Raw genomic sequence first — 17,268 nt, 5'->3', positions numbered from 1 at the left:
CCTTCCCCTAGCAATCCGAAGGACAAAGGCGTGTAGCCTGCTACTATCGGTGTGCTCTCGCTCGACCTGCACACACACACGCGCTTCTTCCACGGGTTCCCCGGCCGACCCACCCCCTACGACCCGGTCGGCGCCCGACTGCTCGGAGCGATGGCTCGCTGGCGGGGGCTGGACGGCGTCGCTCTCACGAACCACGACTACTACGAACCGTTCGACACCGGGTCGACCGTCTCACTCTCGGGTATCGAGGTCACGACCACGCTCGGTCACGTCCTCGTCGTCGGGCCGGACCCGCCGCGCGTGACCCGTGCGGGCGAACTCACCCCCGGGGAGGTGGTCGACGCCGCGCACGACCACAGCTGTGCGGCCATCCTCGCCCACCCCTACCGGAACTCGACGGTCAGAGACAGCGACGCCGAGGTCGACGCCATCGAGGTCAACGGGAAGCACCCGCGCACGCGCGAGTGGGTCGAGCATCTCGCCGCGGACCGCGACTTGCCGCTGGTCGGCGGGAGCGACGCCCACTACCCCTTCGAGGTGGGGCGGGCGTACACCCGCGTCGACGCCGACGACCCGTCCCCCGAGAGTGTCGTCGCGGCCATCCGCGACGGTCGCGTTGAGCCAGTCGTCCGGACGAGCGGGGCGGACCGACTGTTCAGGCGGACCTACCGACGGATACACGCGGGGAAACGACAGCTCCAGACGCCGGAGTGGGCCGACGGGACGCCGGGGGTCGGCGCCCCCCCGGGGCGGGAGGAGTAGGGCTACCCGAGGCGTTCGTCGAGGATGAGTCGCGTCTTCGTCGAGATGACCTCCTCCTGTTCGCGCGCGCGGGTGATGAGGCCGTTCACCCGTCGGGTGTCGGCGGCGTCGACGACGAGCACGAGGTCCTCCTCGCCGCTGACCTGCCAGACGAAGTCGACGTCCTCCCAGTCGGCCATCCGCGCTGCGATGCCGGTGGTGTCGACGTTCACGTCGACGCCCACCTCGACCATCGCCTTCACGTTGCCCGTCCGGGTGGCGACGGTGAACCGTTCGATGACGTCCTCGCTCACGAGGCGGTCCACCCGGTTTCGCACCGTCCCCTCGCTCGTGCCGACCTGCTCCGCGATCTCCGTGTAGGGCGTGCGCGCGTCCCGCCGGAGGATGTCGAGGATGTCGCGGTCCAGACTGTCCATCGAGATACGAGGGTAGACACCATCCGCACTTACCGATTACGAATTTCGTAACTCTGTTACGAACACAACGACTATAGGGGCGTGTTCCTATGTGATTCGTAACGATGGACGCCTACGTGGCACTGGAGGGCGAGCGCGTCATCCCGGCGCGCGGTCGCGCTCCCGGCCGGACACGCGGCGAACTGGTTTTCACGACCGCATACACCGGATACGAGGAGTCCCTGACGGACCCCTCCTACGAGGAGCAGGTCCTCACGTTCTCGTACCCCCTCATCGGCAACTACGGTGTCCGAGACGAGCGCTTCGAGTCCGAGCGCATCCACCCGCGCGCGGTGCTCGCTCGCGAACTCACCGAGGACGTCGCCGAGTGGCTGACGAGCGAGGACGTCCCCGCCGTCGACCACATCGACACGCGCGACGTGGTCACGAACGTCCGCGAGGAGGGGGCGATGAAGTGCGGCATCGCCGTCGGCCCCGACGTGACCCCCGAGGACGCGCTGGACGAACTGGCGAAGTGCAAGGGCATGAGCGAACACGTCGACATCGGCAAGCAGGTGTCGGTCTCCGAGTCCGTCACCTACAACGCCGAGGGCGACGGCCCCGAGGTGGCCCTCGTCGACTGCGGCGCGAAGGGCTCCATCGTGGAGTCGCTGGTTGACCGCGACGCCACCGTCCACCGCCTCCCCTACGACGTGACCGCCGAGGAGGTCCGCGAACTGGACGCCGACGTACTGTTCATCTCGAACGGCCCCGGCGACCCGAAGAACTTCGAGGCGGCCGCCGACCTCGTCGACGAGTTCGTCGGCGACCTTCCGCTCGCCGGCATCTGTCTTGGCCAGCAGGTCATCGCGGGCGCCCTCGGCGGCGAGACGGAGAAGATGACCTTCGGCCACCGCGGCGTCAACCAACCCGTCAAGGACCTCCGCACCGGGCAGGTCGTCATGACCACGCAGAACCACGGCTACACCGTCGCCGACCCCGGCGACCAGTTGGAGGTAACGCAGATCAACGTCAACGACGACACCCCCGAGGGCCTCGAGAGCGACGAACTCGAGATCCTCACGCGCCAGTACCACCCCGAGGCCAACCCCGGCCCGCACGACACGCTCGGCTTCTTCGACGACGTGCTGGCGATGGCCGGAGACGGGAGCAAGAAACCCGCGCTCGCCGACTAGCCGCGGACGCGGACGTCGATTCTCGTACCCCACCACCCGACCGAGGAGCGACGGCTACCCCTCCAGTTCGGACGCGATTCCCTCCACCGCCTCGACGGGGACGTCGTACTCGGCGGCGAGTTCCTCCGCCCGGGCCGCCGAGAGGCCCTCGCGACTCCGCGCCCGGCCCCCGTCGTGTCCGTGGTCGTGGACCGGTTCCGCGACGGCGTCGCGCAGTTCGAGGTTGACTGCGTCCCACCGGGTGTAGTGGCCCATCGCGTCGAAGTACGCCTTCGTCGCCCGGCGCTCGTCGCGGTCGAACTCCGCGGTGAGGAGTGCCTCCTCGCCGACGACGGGGCCGGCCTTCACGATGCCCGCGGGGTTGACGAGCATGCTCCCGCCCGCCGCGACGTTGAACCCGAGTTCGTCGCCCCACTCCTCCGTGACGTCCTCGCTCATGTACGCCGAACAGGCGGCGACGAACGACTGCGTCTCGAAGGCGTACTCGCGCATCGCGGGGTAGATGTCGCAGGTGTCCATCGCGTCCGGCGACTCGGCGCGGGACTTCCGACCGGGGTGGGTGTCGACGTCCCAGAAGCCCGGCCAGACGGCGGCGTGGACCTCCTCGCCCTGCGCGCACAGCGCCGCCTTCGAGAGCGTCATGTGGTTCTCGTAGCAGACGAGACCCCCGAGCGACCCGATGTCCGTGTCGTAGGTGCGAAGGTGGGCGGGGTCACCCCGCCCCCAGATGGCACGCTCCTCGTGGGTCGGCATGAGTTTGCGGTGTCGGCCCACCAGTTCGCCCGAGCGCTCGAAGTAGAAGATGGAGTTGTAGAGCGTCTCGCTCCCGCGGCGGTCGCTGAGTTCGTTCGTCCCGAGGGCGACGTGGACGTCCGCCTCGGCCACGCACTCCTCGATGACCGTCACGGCGTCGTCCTCGACGTGGAGGCTGTTCTTCTGGAGGTCGACCATCAGGTCCGTCCAGCGCGGGATGGGGACACTCCCGCGCCAGTAGGGGTACCCCGGGAAGAACGTCTCCGGGAAGACGACGAGGTCCGCGCCCGCCGCTCCGGCGCGTTCTATCCACTCGCAGGTGATGTCGAGGGTACCCTCCTTGTCGTGGTACTCGGGTTCGACCTGCGCGGCGGCCAGCGTGAACGTCTCTTTCGGTTCCGGCGTCTCTCGGGACTGACGAGCCATGCCCTGCGATGTGCGGGCACGGTGCAAAAGCGTTCGCGGAGTGGTCGGCAGCGGTCAGTACTTCGACTCCGGGTACTGCCAGTCCACCTCGACGACGCCCTCTGCGTCCCCGCGGAGGCCCTCGCGGGACACCACCTCGAAGGTGCGGCCCTCGCTCTCGGGGGTGAACAGCGCGGCCACCAGTAGCCGGGCCACGTCCGCACGCGGGACGGACCCCGAGACGGTGTCGCCGCCCTCGCCCACCAGCAGGTCGTCCGTCGCGCGTCCACCCGTGAGGCCGCCGGGTCGGACGACGGTGTACGCGAGGTCGGAGGCCCGCAGCGCGGCCTCCGCCTCCCCCTTCGCGTCGACGATGCCGAAGAGGTTGAGGAAGCGCCGGAACAGCGCGGGCATCCCCCCGCGGGAGTCGCCGACGCCGATGGAGGTGACGAGCGCGAAGTGTTCGACGCCGGCTTCCTCGGCGGCCCGCACGAGGTTCACGGTCCCCTCGCCGTCCACGAGGGGGCCGACCAGCAGGCCGGGGCCGGGTTTCGACCCGACGGCGCAGACGACGGCGTCGACACCCTCGACGGCCCGGCGAGCGTCTTCGGGGACCAGCAGGTCCCCCACGAGCACCTCCTCGGCGCCCTGCAGTTCCAGCGTCTCCACGTTCTCGGGGGTGTTCGTGAGCGCCCGGACGCGGATGTCCGCGTCGAGCAGTACGTCCAGTATCTCGCGGCCGGTCCGGCCACTCGCTCCCGCCACCAGCACCGTCGGGTCGTCGGAGGTCAGCGTCATCGACGGACCGACACGCGGGAGGGGTATCGGCGTTTCGGCGTCCCGCCCGACGCCCCGCGCAGGCCGTCGAGAGCACGTGACGGCCACTGCCCCGCGCAGGCCGTCGAGAGCACGTGTTGAGCTACGCGTCGCGCAGGTCGTCGAGGGCGCGCAGTCGGATGGCGCTCGCGGCCACCTCGTCGGCCCGTTTGATTATCTCGGCCTCCAGCGTCGCCGGGTCGACCGTCGTCCGGCCCGTGTGCGAGAGGACGACGTGGGCGTACTCGACGGGCAGGCCCGCCCGCGAGACGACGTGGACGCCGTAGTGGGGGTGGCCGAGCAGGTCACCCACCGGCGTCTCGTCCATCCCGTCGAACTCGTACAGTTTCGAGACGTCGTGGACGAGCGCCCCCACGAGGACCGTATCGAGGTCACAGTCGACGGTCCGGCAGTCGTGGAGCGTCTCCGCCATCGCCACCGCGAGGCGGGTCACGTCCCGGACGTGGTCGACGAGGAACTCGTCGTCGATGCCCAGTCGCCGCTGGGCGGGCGGGAACCACGGCACCGACGTCAGGTCCGAACAGCCGGTGTCGGCCATCGCCGTCGTCCACGCGCGCCGCACGCCCGCCCGCAGGGCGTCGTCCTCGATTGCGGCCAGTTCGGGGAAGGCCGCCTCGACCGCACGTTCCCGGTCGTCGTCGGAGTCCATGCCCGTCCCTCTCCGGGGGTCGGCAAGAAGCTACCCCGACCCGGCGTGCCCGGCAGGAGAGACCACTCGACTGCGGACGGGTTTCGGGTGCTACGTCGATTCCCTCGCGCGCTTCGCGTTCTCCGCGCCGTTACTCCCCGCTCCCCCACCGCGCCACGCCCGACGGGCGGCGGTCGATGGGTTGGACGTCGATGGGGTCGTCCTTCGCCTCGATGGCCTCCAGGGCGGCGCGCGCCGACGCCTCCGTCGAGAAGTACGTCACCTCCTCCTCGACGGCGACCTCCAGCGGGCGGCGCTCGCGTGAGACGATGAGGTCGACCTCACCGGCGCGGATGGCGTCCGCGAAGGCGTCCGTGTCCTCAAACTCGACGAGGTTGAAGTACTCCTCGAAGCCCTCGACGGGCAGGTCGACGACGGCCGTCCCCTCGCTCGGGACGGGCTTGCCCGTCGAGTCCTGCGCCTTGTCGTAGGCCTTCCCGAAGGTCCGGGCGGTGCCCATCACCTCGCCCGTGGACTTCATCTCCGGGCCGAGGCGCGGGTCGCTGCCGGGCAGGCGGTCGAACGGCAGGACGACCTCCTTGACGCTGGTGTGTTCGGGGATGCGCTCCTCGGTGTCGAGGTCCGCGAGCGAGGCGCCCGCCATCACCTGCGCTGCGAGTTTCGCGATGGGGACGCCCGTCGCCTTCGAGACGAACGGGACAGTGCGCGAGGACCGCGGGTTGGCCTCCAGAACGTACACCTGCCCGTCCTTCACGGCTAGCTGGACGTTCAGCAGGCCGTTCGTGTCCAGCGCGCGGGCGATGTCCTCGACCACCTCACGGACCCGCCCGAGGACGTCCTCCGAGAGCGAGCGCGGGGGAATCATGCACGCGGAGTCCCCGGAGTGGACGCCCGCGCTCTCGACGTGCTCCATGATGCCGCCGATGAGGACGTCCTCGCCGTCCGCGACGGCGTCCACGTCGAGTTCCACCGCGTCGGCGAGGAACTGGTCGACGAGGATGGGCTTGTCCGGCGAGACGCGAACCGCCTCCTCGATGTACTCCTTCAGTTCGGCGTCGGAGTGGACCACGTCCATCGCGCGGCCACCGAGGACGTAGCTCGGGCGGACGAGGACCGGGTAGCCGATGCCGTTGGCGAGGTCGAGCGCCTCCGCCTCGCTGGTGGCGGAGCCGCCCTCCGGCTGGAGGATGCCGAGTTCGTCCATCAGGCGGTTGAACCGGTCGCGGTCCTCCGCGAGGTCCATCGCGTCGACGGTGGTCCCCAGAATATCGCAGTCCACGCCGCGGCGCTGCAGTTCCGCCTCGAGGGGGTGGCCGATGTTCACGGAGGTCTGCCCGCCGAACTGGACCATCACGCCGTCGGCGTCGATGGCCTCTACCACGTCGGCCACCTCCTCGGCCGTGACGGGTTCGAAGAACAGGCCGTCGGAGGTGTCGTAGTCGGTGGAGACGGTTTCCGGGTTGTTGTTCACCACGTGGGCGTCGATGCCCATCTCGCGCAGGGCGCGGACGGCGTGGACCGCACAGTAGTCGAACTCGACGCCCTGTCCGATGCGGATGGGGCCGCCCCCGACCACGACGACGCTCTCGACGTCGCGGTCGACGCGCAGTTCGCCCGCGGCGGCGTCTCCCTCGTAGGGTCCCTTGAAGAACTCGGGCTTGCGCGAGGAGTAGTAGTACGGCGTCTGGGCGGCGAACTCCCCGGCGCAGGTGTCGACCTGCTTGTAGGTGCGACCCGGGACCGACTGTTCGACCTCGCCCACGTCCGTCCCCGTCGCGGTGGCGATGGAGGCGTTCGTGTGGCCGGCGGTGGCGGCGGCGGTGAAATCGCCCTCCGCGGCGGCGGCCACGGCCGCCGTCACGTTCTCGTAGCGCTCAACGTACCACGACTCGATGCCCGTCATCTCGGTCACCTGCTCGACGGTGTAGCCGCGCTCGAACGCCTCGAACATGGCGTACGGGCGGTCGGGCGTCGGCGTCTCCAGGTAGTCCGCCTCCAGTTCCTCGTCGCTCACGTCCGCCCAGTCGACGGCGGGGTCGTACTCGCTCGACCTGAGGGCCTTCAGGAGCGACTCCTCGAAGGTGCGGCCGATGGCCATCGCCTCGCCCGTAGACTTCATCGCCGTCCCGAGGGTGAAGTCCACGTCGGTGAACTTGTCCTTGGGCCAGCGGGGGACCTTCGTGACGACGTAGTCGATGGCGGGTTCGAAGGCGGCGGTCGTCTCGCCGGTGATCTCGTTTTCTATCTCGTGGAGGCGCTTGCCGAGGGCCACCTTCGCGGTGACGCGGGCGATGGGGTAGCCCGTCGCCTTCGACGCCAGCGCCGACGAGCGCGAGACGCGCGGGTTGACCTCCACGACCCGGTACTCCCCGCCGGGGGTGCCGTCGTCGCGCCACGCGAACTGGATGTTACAGCCGCCCTGAATCCCCAACTCCCTGATGACGTCCAGCGCCGCCGTGCGCATCTCCTGGTGGCCGTCGTCGGGGATGACCTGCGAGGGGGTCACGACGACCGACTCGCCCGTGTGGATGCCCATCGGGTCGAGGTTCTCCATGTTGCAGATGATGATACAGGAGTCGTCGGCGTCGCGCATCACCTCGTACTCCAGTTCGACCCACCCCGCGATGGACTCGGTGATGAGCACCTCGGTGTTGCGCGAGAGGCGAAGCCCCTTGCGCACGCGCTCGTACAGTTCCTCGATGTCAGCGACGACACCCGAACCGCTCCCGCCGAGGGTGTAGGTCGTCCGCGAGATGACCGGGAGGCCCCCGACGGCGTCGACGGCGTCGTCGACCTGGTCACGGAGGGCCGCCTCGTCGAGGTTCGTCACCGACTCGCCCTCGTCGAGGGTGATGGTGGTCGACCGGGGGACGGGTTGGCCGATGTCCTCCATGCGCCTGCGGAAGAGGTCGCGGTCCTCCGTCGCGTAGATGGTGTCCAGCGGCGTCCCCATGATGTCGACGTCGTACTCCTCGAGGATGCCCTGTTCGGCGAGTTCGGCGGTGACGTTCAGCCCTGTCTGCCCGCCGAGGCCCGCGATGACCCCGTCGGGTTCCTCCTGGCGAATGATCTCCGAGATGGCCTCGGGGGTGATGGGTTCGATGTACACCTCGTCGGCCATCTCCGGGTCGGTCATGATGGTCGCCGGATTGGAGTTGACGAGGACGACTCGCGCCCCCTCTTCTTGCAGGGCGCGACACGCCTGCGCGCCGGAGTAGTCGAACTCGGCCGCCTGACCGATCTGGATTGGTCCACTCCCGATGAGCAGAATCGTCCGGTCCTCGTCGCTCATTACACGCGACGAGTGGGCACATCGTAATAAGCACGGCGGATTCCTGCGAATCTCGCAGACTGGTTTCGATATTCGTAACTATTGCCGCGGCCCGCCTCCGGGCCGCTGTCGGCCCGTACCGGCGGATACGCTTTCTCACCCGAAGACCTCCGGGGCGCATGGACCCGCACATCAGCCTCGTCACCCTCGGCGTGACGGACCTCGAACGCGCGATTCGCTTCTATCGCGAGGGGCTGGGTCTCCCGATGCGCGAGCGTGACCCCGACGCGGACGTGGCGTTCTTCGACCTCGCGGGGGCGTGGCTCTCGCTGTACCCCCGGGACCTGCTGGCGGACGACGCCACCGTCCCCGCCGAGGCGGCGGCCGCCGGTGGCGAGGTCGTCAAAGCCGGACAGGAGGTGTTCTGGGGCGGTTACTCGGGGTACTTCGCGGACCCCGACGGCCACCTGTGGGAGGTCGCGTGGAACCCGGGGTTCGACCTCGTCGGTTAGTCCGCCTCGCCGGTCGCCGACTCGCCCGCGGGTCCGTCCGTCGCGGCCTGCTCGATGGGTTCGGACTCCCAGTAGGGGTGGTCCTCGACGAGGCGGAAACAGGCCGCCTGCTGACCATCCCCCGCGTCGTACGCGTCCGGTTCCCGCTCGCGGCACGTCTCGCGCGCGTACGGACAGCGGGTGTGGAAGTGACACCCCGACGGCGGGTTCCGCGGGGAGGGGACGTCGCCCGCGAGGGCGTCCACCCGACGGCCGTGTTCGGCGGTGCTCGCCCGCGGGACGCTCTCCAGCAACGCCTGCGTGTAGGGGTGCTGGGGGTCCTCGAAGATGTCGTCCACCTCGCCGGTCTCGACGATCTCCCCGAGGTACATCACGGCCACGCGGTCGGAGATGTGCCGGACCACCGAGAGGTCGTGGGCGATGAACAGGTAGGTGAGACCGAGCTGGTCCTGCAGGTCCTCGAGCAGATTGAGGATCTGGGCCTGCACGCTCACGTCCAGCGCGGAGACGGGTTCGTCGAGCACGACGAACTCCGGTTCGAGCGCCAGCGCGCGGGCGATGCCGACCCGCTGACGCTGGCCGCCCGAGAACTCGTGGGGGTAGCGGTCGATCTGTCCCGCCGAGAGCCCCACGCGTTCGAGCAGGTCCTTCGCGCGCTCGCGACGCTCCTGTCGGTCCGCGATGCCGTGGATGACCAGCGGTTCGGTGATGATCTCGCCGACCGTCTGGCGCGGGTCGAGACTGGAGAAGGGGTCCTGGAAGACCACCTGCGCCCGCTTGCGGAACTCGCGGCGCTCGCCGTCGGACATGGCGAAGACGTCCTCGCCGTCGAACAGCACCCGACCCTCGGTCGCCTCGCGCAGAGCGAGGAGCGTCTCGCCGGTCGTGGACTTCCCACAGCCGGACTCGCCGACGAGCCCCAGCGTCTCACCGGGTTCGAGTTCGAAGCTCACGCCGTCGACGGCCTTCACGCTCCGCGGCTCCCGCCCGAGCATGCGGTCGATGAGCGTGTCCCGTTCGAAGTAGTACTTCTTGAGGTCCTCGACGCGCACGAGCGGGTCAGTCATCGTCGCTCACCCCCTCGGCGCGCCCGCCCTCACGGTCGGCGGGCGCGCCGGCCTCGAAGTAGTCCTCGGGGAGCGCCTCGCTCGGGTCGAACTTGTGGTCCGCGAGGACGCACTTCGCCCGGTGTTCCTCCCCGCCCGCCGGGAACTCCGGCGGCTTGTCGAGACACTCGTACATCGCCTTCGGACAGCGGTCCGCGAAGTAACAGCGGTCGCCCATCTCGCTCGCCAGCAGCGAGGGGACGTTCCCCTCGATGGGCTGGAGGCGCGGCGACGGGTCGTCGAGGTCCGGAATGGACCCGAGGAGCCCCTGCGTGTAGGGGTGGACCGGGTCGTCGAAGACGTCCTCCAGCGTCCCCCGCTCGACCACTTCACCGGCGTACATCACGCAGACTCGGTCGCACATCCGGGCGATGACGCCGAGGTCGTGCGTGATGAGGACGACGCTCATCCCGCGTTCCTCCTGCAGGTCGGACAGGAGGTTCAGAATCTGGGCCTGAATCGTCACGTCCAGCGCCGTCGTCGGTTCGTCCGCGATGAGCAGGTCCGGTTCGCCGGCCAGCGCCTGCGCGATCATCGCGCGCTGGAGCATCCCCCCCGAGAACTGGTGGGGGTACTCGTCGGCCCGGTCGGCCGGGTCCGGGATGCCCACCTGTTCGAGCAACTCCACCGCGCGGGCGTGGCTCGCCTCGTCGGTGTACCCGCGCCCGGGGACGACGCTGTCGAGGACGAGACGTCCCAGTCCGTAGCCCTGCGTCCGCGACCGGGTCGACCGGGGGTTCGACCGCGCCCGGCGCTGGACCTCCACGGCCTCGGCGATCTGCTCGCCGACCGTGATGGAGGGGTTGAAACTGCTCATCGGGTCCTGAAACACCATGCTGAACGACGGGCCTCTGAGGGCGCGTCGGACCCCCTTCGGGACCTGCCGGAGGTCCACGAAGTCGCCGTCGGCGGCGTCGGGGAACTCGCCCGCGAGGTCGGGGTTGCGGTACCACACCTCCCCGTCCCTGATGCGCCCGGGCGACTCGACGAGGTCGATGAGCGACAGCGCCGTCACCGACTTGCCGGACCCCGACTCGCCGACGATGCCGAGGATTTCGCCGTCGCGCACGTCGAAGCTCACGGACTCCACCGCGTTGACCTGTCCCTCCTCGGTGAAGAAGGACGTCGAGAGCCCCTCGACGCGCAGGAGGTCCCGCGGGCCACCGCCGGTCATGCGCCACCTCCCTCCCCCTGGATGCCGGGGTCGAGGGCGTCGCGCAACCAGTCACCGATGAGGTTGATGCCGATGACGGTGAGGACGATGGCGATACCTGGCATCGTGGCGATCCACCACGCCGTGGCGAGGTAATCACGCCCCTGGGAGATGTCGAAGCCCCACGAGAGCGTGGTGCCCGAGAACCCGAGGAACGACAGCGCGCTCTCCAGGAGGATGATGGCCGCCACCTGGATGGTCGCGAGGACGAGGATTGGCGTTGCACTGTTCGGAAGGATGTGTTTTCGGATGACGAAGCGGTCTTTCGCGCCCAGACTGCGGGCGGCTTTGACGTACTCCTCCTCGCGCACCGAGAGGGCCTCCCCCCGTGCGACGCGCGCGAACCACACCCACGTGACGAGGCCGACGACGACGATGACCGTCCCCGGGAGCGTGAACGTCGCGGGCATCTCCGGCGCGAGGCCGAAGATGACGAACGGGTCCGGGATGGGAACCGCCGCCCGCCCCCACAGCCCCACGAGGGCGATGGCGAGGACGAGCGACGGGAACGCGAGCATGACGTCCGCACTTCGCATCAGCGCGTCGTCGATTCGCCCGCGGTAGTACCCCGCGACGAGACCGATGGGGACGCCGATGAGCATCGCGAGCGTCGTCCCCAGCAGTCCCACCAGCAACGAGGTCCGCGCGCCGTAGATGACCCGCGAGAGCATGTCCTGGCCGAGCGCGTTCGTCCCGAGGGGGTGTTCCAGCGTCGCGTTGACGGTGACGTTCTCCGTGACGACCTGTACGGAGCCGTTGACGAACTCCGTCGTCGTCTGGTTCTCCGTGCCGCTGAAGCCGAGCGGTGGCAGGCGCTTCTCGTCCAGGTCCTGTGTTCGCGGGTTGTGCGGCGCGAGCAGCGGCGCGAACGTCGCCACGAGCACGACGGCGAGGACGAGGACGATGCCGGTCTTCGCCAGCGCACTCCGGCGGAGTTCGCGTTTCAGGTTTCTGAGCGTCCGCGGGGAGATCATTCGACCACCCGGGGGTTGAGATACGCGTACAGCGCGTCCACGGCGATGTTCACGACGACGAAGCCGACCCCGATGACGATGAGTGCCCCCTGGAGGACGGGCCAGTCGCGTTGGTTGATGGAATTGATGACCGTCGTTCCGAGGCCGGGCCAGTCGAAGACGGCCTCCGTGATGACCGCCCCGCCGATGAGCGTCCCCATCTGGAGGCCCACGACCGTGACGACCGGGATGAGCGTGTTCCGCAGGACGTGGCGGTACCGGACGAGCGTCTCGGGGAGCCCCTTCGCGCGTGTGGCCCGGACGTACGACCGGCCCAGTTGGTCGAGCATCCCGCTGCGCGTCAGGCGGGTGATGAGCGCCGTGAAGTACGTCCCGAGGGTGATCGCCGGGAGCGTGATGTGTGCGAGCCAGTTGACTATCCCACCCGGGTTTCCGACGAGGAGCATACCCAGCGCCGGCAGGAACCCGACGCCGCGTCCTCCGACCGGGAACACTTCGAACTGCACCCCCAACAGGAGGATGAGCATGATGCCGAGCCAGAAGTTCGGCGTCGAGATACCGAGCAGCGAGAACGTCGTCGCGCCGTAGTCTGCGGGCTGGTTGCGCCGCGTCGCGCTGACGACGCCGAGTGGTATCGATAGCACTACCGCGACGACGGTCGCGCTCGCGGCGAGTTCGACCGTCGCTGGGAGTCGGGCGAAGACGCGTGCGCTCGCCTCCGTCCGCGAGATGTACGAGTATCCCCAGTCGCCCTGGACGACGCCGAGCAGGTACTCGGTGTACTGGACGTACAGCGGCTGGTTGACGCCCAGTTCGCGGGCAATCTGTCTGCGAAGCTCGGCGCTCGCATCGAGCGGTGCGACGACATCCACGGGGCTGCCGGGCGTGATGAACCGCAACAGGAACACCACGGTGATGACCCCCCAGACGACCACGACTCCCTGGAGGAGTCGCTTCAGGAGGAACCGGCCGAACGACATCTACTGGTCCTCCGAGCGGTCCATCACTCGCCGCTCGTGTTGCCGCTGGCGTTGGCGCTGTCCGTGCTAGTCGAGTTCGACCCGCTACCCCCATCGCCGGGCGTGGTCCCGGCCATGCTCTGTGCCTGACGCATCAGCTCGTCGACGCGCTCGTTGCTGTAAGACGTCAGTACCCCGTCAGTCGTCAACAGCGGGAGGATGGTCTGGCTGGCGTCGAACGTCGCGTTCCCCCACCCGATGAGGTAGAAGGCGGGACCGGTCGAGATGTCGCCGTCGGTCAGTTCCCCGGCCAGCGTCTGGAAGTCGCGCTGCTGGACGCTACAGGAGACGTTCTCCAGTTCGTCGATCTGATTCGCCACCGCCTGTGCGATTTCGAGGTCCTTCAGGTAGCGTCCGACAGGGGTGTGTAGCGTGATACTCGCACCCGCGTAGCCGCTCTCCTCGACCAGCTGCTGGGCGCGTTCGGGATCGTAGGGGTACGGTTCGACCTCGGGGTTGTAGCCGACGAACCCCTCGAGCGTCGGCTGACCGGTCGGTGCCGCAAACGTCGCGAGGACGTTCTGGACGATGCTCTCCAGGTCGATCGCGTAGTTCATCGCCTGTCGGAACGCGACCGAGTCGAACGGCTCGCGGTTGTACACCATCGCGTTGTAGATGATGCGCGTACTCGGCTTCGCACTCAGCGAGGCGCTGTCGGCTCCCTGGACGCGTTGGGCGTCCTGTGGTGGGACGTTGACGATGAGATCGGTCTCGCCGCCGAGGAGCTGGTTGACACGCGTACTCGACTCGCCCGCGGCCGTGATTGTGAGCGACTGGGCCGGTGCCGGCTCCTTCCAGTAGTCTTCGTAGCGGGTGTACTGAACGCTGACGTCCTGCTGATAGTTCGCGAGCATGAACGGCCCCGTCCCGTTCATGTGGGTGTTGATGTACCCCGAGTCGTGGTCCTGAATCCACTGACGCTGGACGATGTCACAGTACGTGGCGAACTGCTGGAAGACGATGGGGTTGATACCGTCGGAGGTGACCTCGACTGCCCGCTCGCCGTCGACGGGGGTCGCACCCGTGACGCCCGCGAGCTGGTCGCGCTGTGGGCTCGTGAGGCCACCGACGTCGTCCTTGACGATGCGGTTGATGGAGAAGGCGACGTCCTCCGGGGTGAGCGTCTCCCCGCTGTGGAAGGTCACGCCATCGCGGATGGTAAATCGAACCCGACCCGGCTCGACGCGCTCGTAGCCCGTCGCGAGTTGCTGCTGGATGGCGCCTTCCTTGTTCCTGCTCAGGAGCCCCTCGTACGACTGGAGGACGATGTTGTCGGTCGGCGTCTCGCGGTGGTCGTGTGGGTCGAGCCCGGAGTCCATCTGGCTCTGCGTGATGGTCACGGAGGTCTTGTTCCCCTGTGGGACGATAGTGTAGGCGTCGATTCGCTCGTCGCGCCGTGCCTCCCACTGGACGTCGGTGCTGACGCCGTAGACGCTGTACTGCCGGTTGAGGAACACCCACGGGGCCTCCTCGTGGAGGAGGAGGTTCGCCCGCTGGAGGTACTCCTCGCGCGTCTGCGGTTCGGGGCGGTCGGTCCCCTCGCCATCGCCGGACCCGTTACCGTTCCCGGACCCGTTGCCGTTCCCGGACCCGTTGCCGTTCCCGGACCCGTTGCCGTCACCGTCGCCGGCACAACCCGCGAGCGACGCTGCCGCGGCGGCACCGCCCGCGAGTCGGAGGAACGACCGCCTGTCGAATTCGTCGTCTGCCATGTCACGTCATCCCCCAGCGAGCCTAATAAAATAGTCGGGTTCCGTACCACTGGTTCGCCCACTACTGGTTCGTAAGGAAATAGCTCAGGGGTTCGAATCGGCTGGCCGACTACACCGGCCGGTCGAACTCGTCTGCGAAGTCCCGCTGGTCGCGGTACTGGTCGACGAACTCGCGCACGTCGAACTGCAGCATCTGCTCTTCGAACTCGGTCATCGCGCCGTCGTCGCTCGCGTGGCTCACGGCGTGTTCCATCAGTTCGACGAGCAACTCGACGACCACCTCGTGGAGCCGTCGGGAGTCGAAGTCGGCCGCCCAGACGAGGGCGAACCCGACGTGCCCGTCCTCGCTCGCGTCCACGCTGACGACCTGTTCGGGGAACTCCTCCAGTACCATCCCCATGACGTGCATCGTGTCGAACTCCGACTCCGTGGTGGTGTCGACCGCCTCGCGGAGCACCGCCACGAGGTCCTCGGGCACCCACCGCGACAGCGGGTGCATGTCCATCACGACGGCGTGGCGCTCCCCGCAGGGACACTCGTAGTCGCGCATCCCCATGTCGAGGTCGTGGAGGTCGACGGTCCGACCGCACGGGAGCGACAGTTCGCGGGGCGACCCGCCCGGCACGCGCGGCTCTGCCATACACGGGAGTTGCGTCGTCGCGCGGTTAAGTCGTCCGCTCTGGGACGCCCGTCAGGGGAGCAGTTCCTCCCACTCCTCGCGCTCCGCCTCCTCCCGGCCGAGGCCCCGCAACTGCCGGAAGGCGTCCGCAGCAACCGCGCTCGCGTACACGGAGACGGCCGCCCCGGCGACCAGTTCGACGACGCGGGTGGTCACCGGCGCGAACAGCCCCGCGACCCCGCCGACGAGCGACCCCACGAAGAGGTCGACGACGAACAGCCCCGCCGCGAGGCCGAGTACGGACAGCGGGGCGTCGAGCGCGAGCGAGACGCTCGACCGGAGCGCCCCGACCACCGACTCGTCCTCCCAGGCGACGAACTGCCGGGTGAAGAAGAACACCACCGCGACCAGCAGCGCCGGCAGGACGAGCGCCGCCCCGAGCACCAACAGGAGGCCGACGACCAGACTGGCGAGGACCCCGGTGAGCGTCGCTCGCCCGAGCCGTCGCGTCGGCTCGTGGAGCCCCGTCGCCGCCTCGGCGACGAACGTCCGGTCCGCGACGATTCGCGTCGCCTCTAGCGAGACGGCGACGGCGACGATGACCCCGCCGGCGACGGCGGGCGACACCGGCAGCGCGAGGGGCTGGGTCGACACCGTGGCGAGCATCGCCTCCGCGAGGTCGGGCCGGCCCGCCTCGCGGAGCGTGGTCACGACGCCGTCGACGAACGCGCTGTCGGCCAGCGAGAGCGCGAGCCGAGCCGTCGCTGCCGCGTTCAGGACGCTGAGGGCGGCGAAGGGGACGAGCAAGAGGAGGCCGCTCGGGGTCGCCGCCCGCTCGGCCCCCCGGCGGAGAGCCGCGCCGACGTCCAGACTCACGGCCAGTCGTCGCGCTCCTCGCCGCTGGCCGTGGTGGGGGTGTCCGGTTCGCCGAGCGTCCAGTCGGCCGCCTCGGCCGCGTCCTCGATGCCGAGGAACTCCCAGCCGACCTCGTCGGCCAGTTCCGCGTCCTCCTCGGTCGTCCCGACGAAGACGTGCCGGTCGGTGTCGAACTGGCGCTTGACGTTCTCCAGGCTCTCGCGTTTGCCCCGCGGCCCGGAGAAGAAGTCCTGACGGATGCGCTGTTTGCGCGTGAAGTTCGTCACCACGTAGGTGGGCTTCTCGCTGACGACGCCGACGTACTTGCTCCACTGTCGCGCGTCCGAGAACACCGAATCGGGTTCGGCCAGTCGCTTCAACGCCTCCAACTCGAAGGCGAGGGTCATGTCGCTGGAGCCGCCACTTTGCATGGTCGTTCCTTATACGCCCGCCGCTAAACCGCTTCGGTCCCACCGTTTACTGCGTTCGCGCGCGGGCGACACGCCTCGCTATCGCTCGTCGGCCCGCGAACTCGCTTTCCCCGCGGTGGGGTCGCTCGCGGCACCGCACTAGCTCGTGGAGTTCAGTAGTAGATGGCGTGCGTGCTGTTAGCAGTACTCGACGGTCCGGGAACGGGGGACCCGATATCAGGCCGCCTTACGCGACCGGGAGGTCTCCTCTGCGTCAGTCGGACGCTCGGACTCGTAGGTGTTGATGCCGAGCGCACGGTTGAGGGGGCACTGTTGGGTGGCGCCGGTGACGATGAGCACGAGGCTGACGAGACCGAACAGCGCGGCGACGATGCCCGTCGACAGGGGGCCGACCGCCAGACTGAGGTAGCCTGCGAGGGCGGCCAGGGAGACAGTACCGAGGACCGGACCGATCACGAGGCGAGCGATACGGTCGTACCCGCCGACGTTCTTTTCCATAGTAATCAGACAGTAATGGCGCTCTGAGGGGATAACACCTCCGCGCCCGCCGTCCTGTGAC

The 17,268-nt window shown here is 68.8% G+C and carries 17 protein-coding genes; 3 read left to right on the top strand and 14 right to left on the bottom strand.

Going from position 1 to position 17,268, the window contains the following annotated elements; all coding sequences use genetic code 11:
- The first annotated feature begins 51 nt into the window (after positions 1–51).
- On the top strand, positions 52–762 hold the full coding sequence (locus NKG96_RS12990) for a CehA/McbA family metallohydrolase (protein ID WP_254535399.1): 711 nt from the start codon (positions 52–54) through the stop codon (positions 760–762).
- A 2-nt stretch (positions 763–764) separates the two neighbouring features.
- Here NKG96_RS12990 and NKG96_RS12985 read toward each other — a convergent pair whose 3' ends face one another.
- A complete protein-coding gene (locus NKG96_RS12985; RefSeq protein ID WP_254535398.1) occupies positions 765–1,178 on the bottom strand; it encodes an Lrp/AsnC family transcriptional regulator in 414 nt (137 codons plus the stop codon).
- 104 nt (positions 1,179–1,282) lie between these two features.
- On the opposite strand from NKG96_RS12985, the gene carA reads away from it, so the two are divergent.
- Positions 1,283–2,353: a glutamine-hydrolyzing carbamoyl-phosphate synthase small subunit gene (gene carA / locus NKG96_RS12980; RefSeq protein ID WP_254535397.1), complete on the top strand. Its 1,071-nt coding sequence runs from the start codon at positions 1,283–1,285 to the stop codon at positions 2,351–2,353.
- 54 nt (positions 2,354–2,407) lie between these two features.
- Here carA and NKG96_RS12975 read toward each other — a convergent pair whose 3' ends face one another.
- The 4 genes from NKG96_RS12975 to carB form a co-directional block, all read right to left on the bottom strand.
- Positions 2,408–3,532, bottom strand: a complete 1,125-nt coding sequence (locus tag NKG96_RS12975; RefSeq protein WP_254535396.1) for a carbon-nitrogen hydrolase family protein — start codon at positions 3,530–3,532, stop codon at positions 2,408–2,410.
- 54 nt (positions 3,533–3,586) lie between these two features.
- A complete protein-coding gene (locus tag NKG96_RS12970) occupies positions 3,587–4,309 on the bottom strand; it encodes an SDR family oxidoreductase (protein WP_254535395.1) in 723 nt (240 codons plus the stop codon).
- Between the two features lie 121 nt (positions 4,310–4,430).
- Entirely contained in the window at positions 4,431–4,997 is a 567-nt protein-coding gene (locus tag NKG96_RS12965) for an HD domain-containing protein (RefSeq protein WP_254535393.1), read from the bottom strand.
- A gap of 130 nt (positions 4,998–5,127) precedes the next feature.
- Positions 5,128–8,289, bottom strand: coding sequence for a carbamoyl-phosphate synthase large subunit (gene carB / locus NKG96_RS12960; RefSeq protein WP_254535392.1), 3,162 nt, complete (start codon positions 8,287–8,289; stop codon positions 5,128–5,130).
- Between the two features lie 158 nt (positions 8,290–8,447).
- Here carB and NKG96_RS12955 point away from each other — a divergent pair, with 158 nt between their 5' ends.
- Positions 8,448–8,780, top strand: coding sequence for a VOC family protein (locus NKG96_RS12955; protein ID WP_254535391.1), 333 nt, complete (start codon positions 8,448–8,450; stop codon positions 8,778–8,780).
- On the opposite strand, the gene NKG96_RS12950 is transcribed toward NKG96_RS12955, so the two are convergent.
- The 9 genes from NKG96_RS12950 to NKG96_RS12910 all read right to left on the bottom strand — a co-directional run bounded on the left by NKG96_RS12950 (position 8,777) and on the right by NKG96_RS12910 (position 17,207).
- Complete coding sequence (locus NKG96_RS12950; protein WP_254535390.1) at positions 8,777–9,847, bottom strand: ABC transporter ATP-binding protein; 1,071 nt, start codon at positions 9,845–9,847, stop codon at positions 8,777–8,779. The two genes, NKG96_RS12955 and NKG96_RS12950, sit on opposite strands and share 4 nt — an antisense overlap.
- Positions 9,840–11,060, bottom strand: a complete 1,221-nt coding sequence (locus NKG96_RS12945; protein WP_254535388.1) for an ABC transporter ATP-binding protein — start codon at positions 11,058–11,060, stop codon at positions 9,840–9,842. The genes NKG96_RS12950 and NKG96_RS12945 overlap by 8 nt, the downstream gene beginning before the upstream one ends.
- On the bottom strand, positions 11,057–12,073 hold the full coding sequence (locus tag NKG96_RS12940; RefSeq protein WP_254535387.1) for an ABC transporter permease: 1,017 nt from the start codon (positions 12,071–12,073) through the stop codon (positions 11,057–11,059). Before NKG96_RS12940 ends, NKG96_RS12945 begins: the two co-directional genes overlap by 4 nt.
- Positions 12,070–13,053 (bottom strand): ABC transporter permease, encoded by a 984-nt coding sequence (locus NKG96_RS12935; RefSeq protein WP_254535386.1) that lies wholly within the window; start codon positions 13,051–13,053, stop codon positions 12,070–12,072. The genes NKG96_RS12940 and NKG96_RS12935 overlap by 4 nt, the downstream gene beginning before the upstream one ends.
- Positions 13,054–13,076: 23 nt before the next feature.
- Positions 13,077–14,804, bottom strand: a complete 1,728-nt coding sequence (locus tag NKG96_RS12930) for an ABC transporter substrate-binding protein (protein WP_254535384.1) — start codon at positions 14,802–14,804, stop codon at positions 13,077–13,079.
- Between the two features lie 109 nt (positions 14,805–14,913).
- The gene (locus NKG96_RS12925) at positions 14,914–15,444 is read right to left on the bottom strand and encodes a DUF5815 family protein (RefSeq protein ID WP_254535383.1); all 531 of its coding nucleotides are present in this window, start codon (positions 15,442–15,444) and stop codon (positions 14,914–14,916) included.
- A gap of 51 nt (positions 15,445–15,495) precedes the next feature.
- Positions 15,496–16,299, bottom strand: coding sequence for a DUF7847 domain-containing protein (locus NKG96_RS12920; RefSeq protein WP_254535382.1), 804 nt, complete (start codon positions 16,297–16,299; stop codon positions 15,496–15,498).
- Positions 16,296–16,709: a DUF7124 domain-containing protein gene (locus NKG96_RS12915; RefSeq protein ID WP_254535381.1), complete on the bottom strand. Its 414-nt coding sequence runs from the start codon at positions 16,707–16,709 to the stop codon at positions 16,296–16,298. The genes NKG96_RS12920 and NKG96_RS12915 overlap by 4 nt, the downstream gene beginning before the upstream one ends.
- A 216-nt stretch (positions 16,710–16,925) precedes the next feature.
- Entirely contained in the window at positions 16,926–17,207 is a 282-nt protein-coding gene (locus NKG96_RS12910; protein WP_254535380.1) for a YgaP family membrane protein, read from the bottom strand.
- Positions 17,208–17,268: the final 61 nt, after the last annotated feature.

This window comes from Halomarina litorea, assembly GCF_024227715.1.
Taxonomy (GTDB): Archaea; Halobacteriota; Halobacteria; order Halobacteriales; family Haloarculaceae; genus Halomarina; species Halomarina litorea.
The sequence above is the reverse complement of the archived record's forward strand: the minus strand, read 5'-3'. Positions and strand labels throughout refer to the sequence as shown.

What these genes read in the sequence shown, in the direction of transcription:
- NKG96_RS12985 (WP_254535398.1), bottom strand. Translation starts at nt 1,178, where the DNA reads ATGGACAGTCTGGACCGCGACATCCTCGACATCCTCCGGCGGGACGCG.
- carA (WP_254535397.1), top strand. Translation starts at nt 1,283, where the DNA reads ATGGACGCCTACGTGGCACTGGAGGGCGAGCGCGTCATCCCGGCGCGC.
- NKG96_RS12975 (WP_254535396.1), bottom strand. Translation starts at nt 3,532, where the DNA reads ATGGCTCGTCAGTCCCGAGAGACGCCGGAACCGAAAGAGACGTTCACG.
- NKG96_RS12970 (WP_254535395.1), bottom strand. Translation starts at nt 4,309, where the DNA reads ATGACGCTGACCTCCGACGACCCGACGGTGCTGGTGGCGGGAGCGAGT.
- NKG96_RS12965 (WP_254535393.1), bottom strand. Translation starts at nt 4,997, where the DNA reads ATGGACTCCGACGACGACCGGGAACGTGCGGTCGAGGCGGCCTTCCCC.
- carB (WP_254535392.1), bottom strand. Translation starts at nt 8,289, where the DNA reads ATGAGCGACGAGGACCGGACGATTCTGCTCATCGGGAGTGGACCAATC.
- NKG96_RS12955 (WP_254535391.1), top strand. Translation starts at nt 8,448, where the DNA reads ATGGACCCGCACATCAGCCTCGTCACCCTCGGCGTGACGGACCTCGAA.
- NKG96_RS12950 (WP_254535390.1), bottom strand. Translation starts at nt 9,847, where the DNA reads ATGACTGACCCGCTCGTGCGCGTCGAGGACCTCAAGAAGTACTACTTC.
- NKG96_RS12945 (WP_254535388.1), bottom strand. Translation starts at nt 11,060, where the DNA reads ATGACCGGCGGTGGCCCGCGGGACCTCCTGCGCGTCGAGGGGCTCTCG.
- NKG96_RS12940 (WP_254535387.1), bottom strand. Translation starts at nt 12,073, where the DNA reads ATGATCTCCCCGCGGACGCTCAGAAACCTGAAACGCGAACTCCGCCGG.
- NKG96_RS12935 (WP_254535386.1), bottom strand. Translation starts at nt 13,053, where the DNA reads ATGTCGTTCGGCCGGTTCCTCCTGAAGCGACTCCTCCAGGGAGTCGTG.
- NKG96_RS12930 (WP_254535384.1), bottom strand. Translation starts at nt 14,804, where the DNA reads ATGGCAGACGACGAATTCGACAGGCGGTCGTTCCTCCGACTCGCGGGC.
- NKG96_RS12925 (WP_254535383.1), bottom strand. Translation starts at nt 15,444, where the DNA reads ATGGCAGAGCCGCGCGTGCCGGGCGGGTCGCCCCGCGAACTGTCGCTC.
- NKG96_RS12915 (WP_254535381.1), bottom strand. Translation starts at nt 16,709, where the DNA reads ATGCAAAGTGGCGGCTCCAGCGACATGACCCTCGCCTTCGAGTTGGAG.
- NKG96_RS12910 (WP_254535380.1), bottom strand. Translation starts at nt 17,207, where the DNA reads ATGGAAAAGAACGTCGGCGGGTACGACCGTATCGCTCGCCTCGTGATC.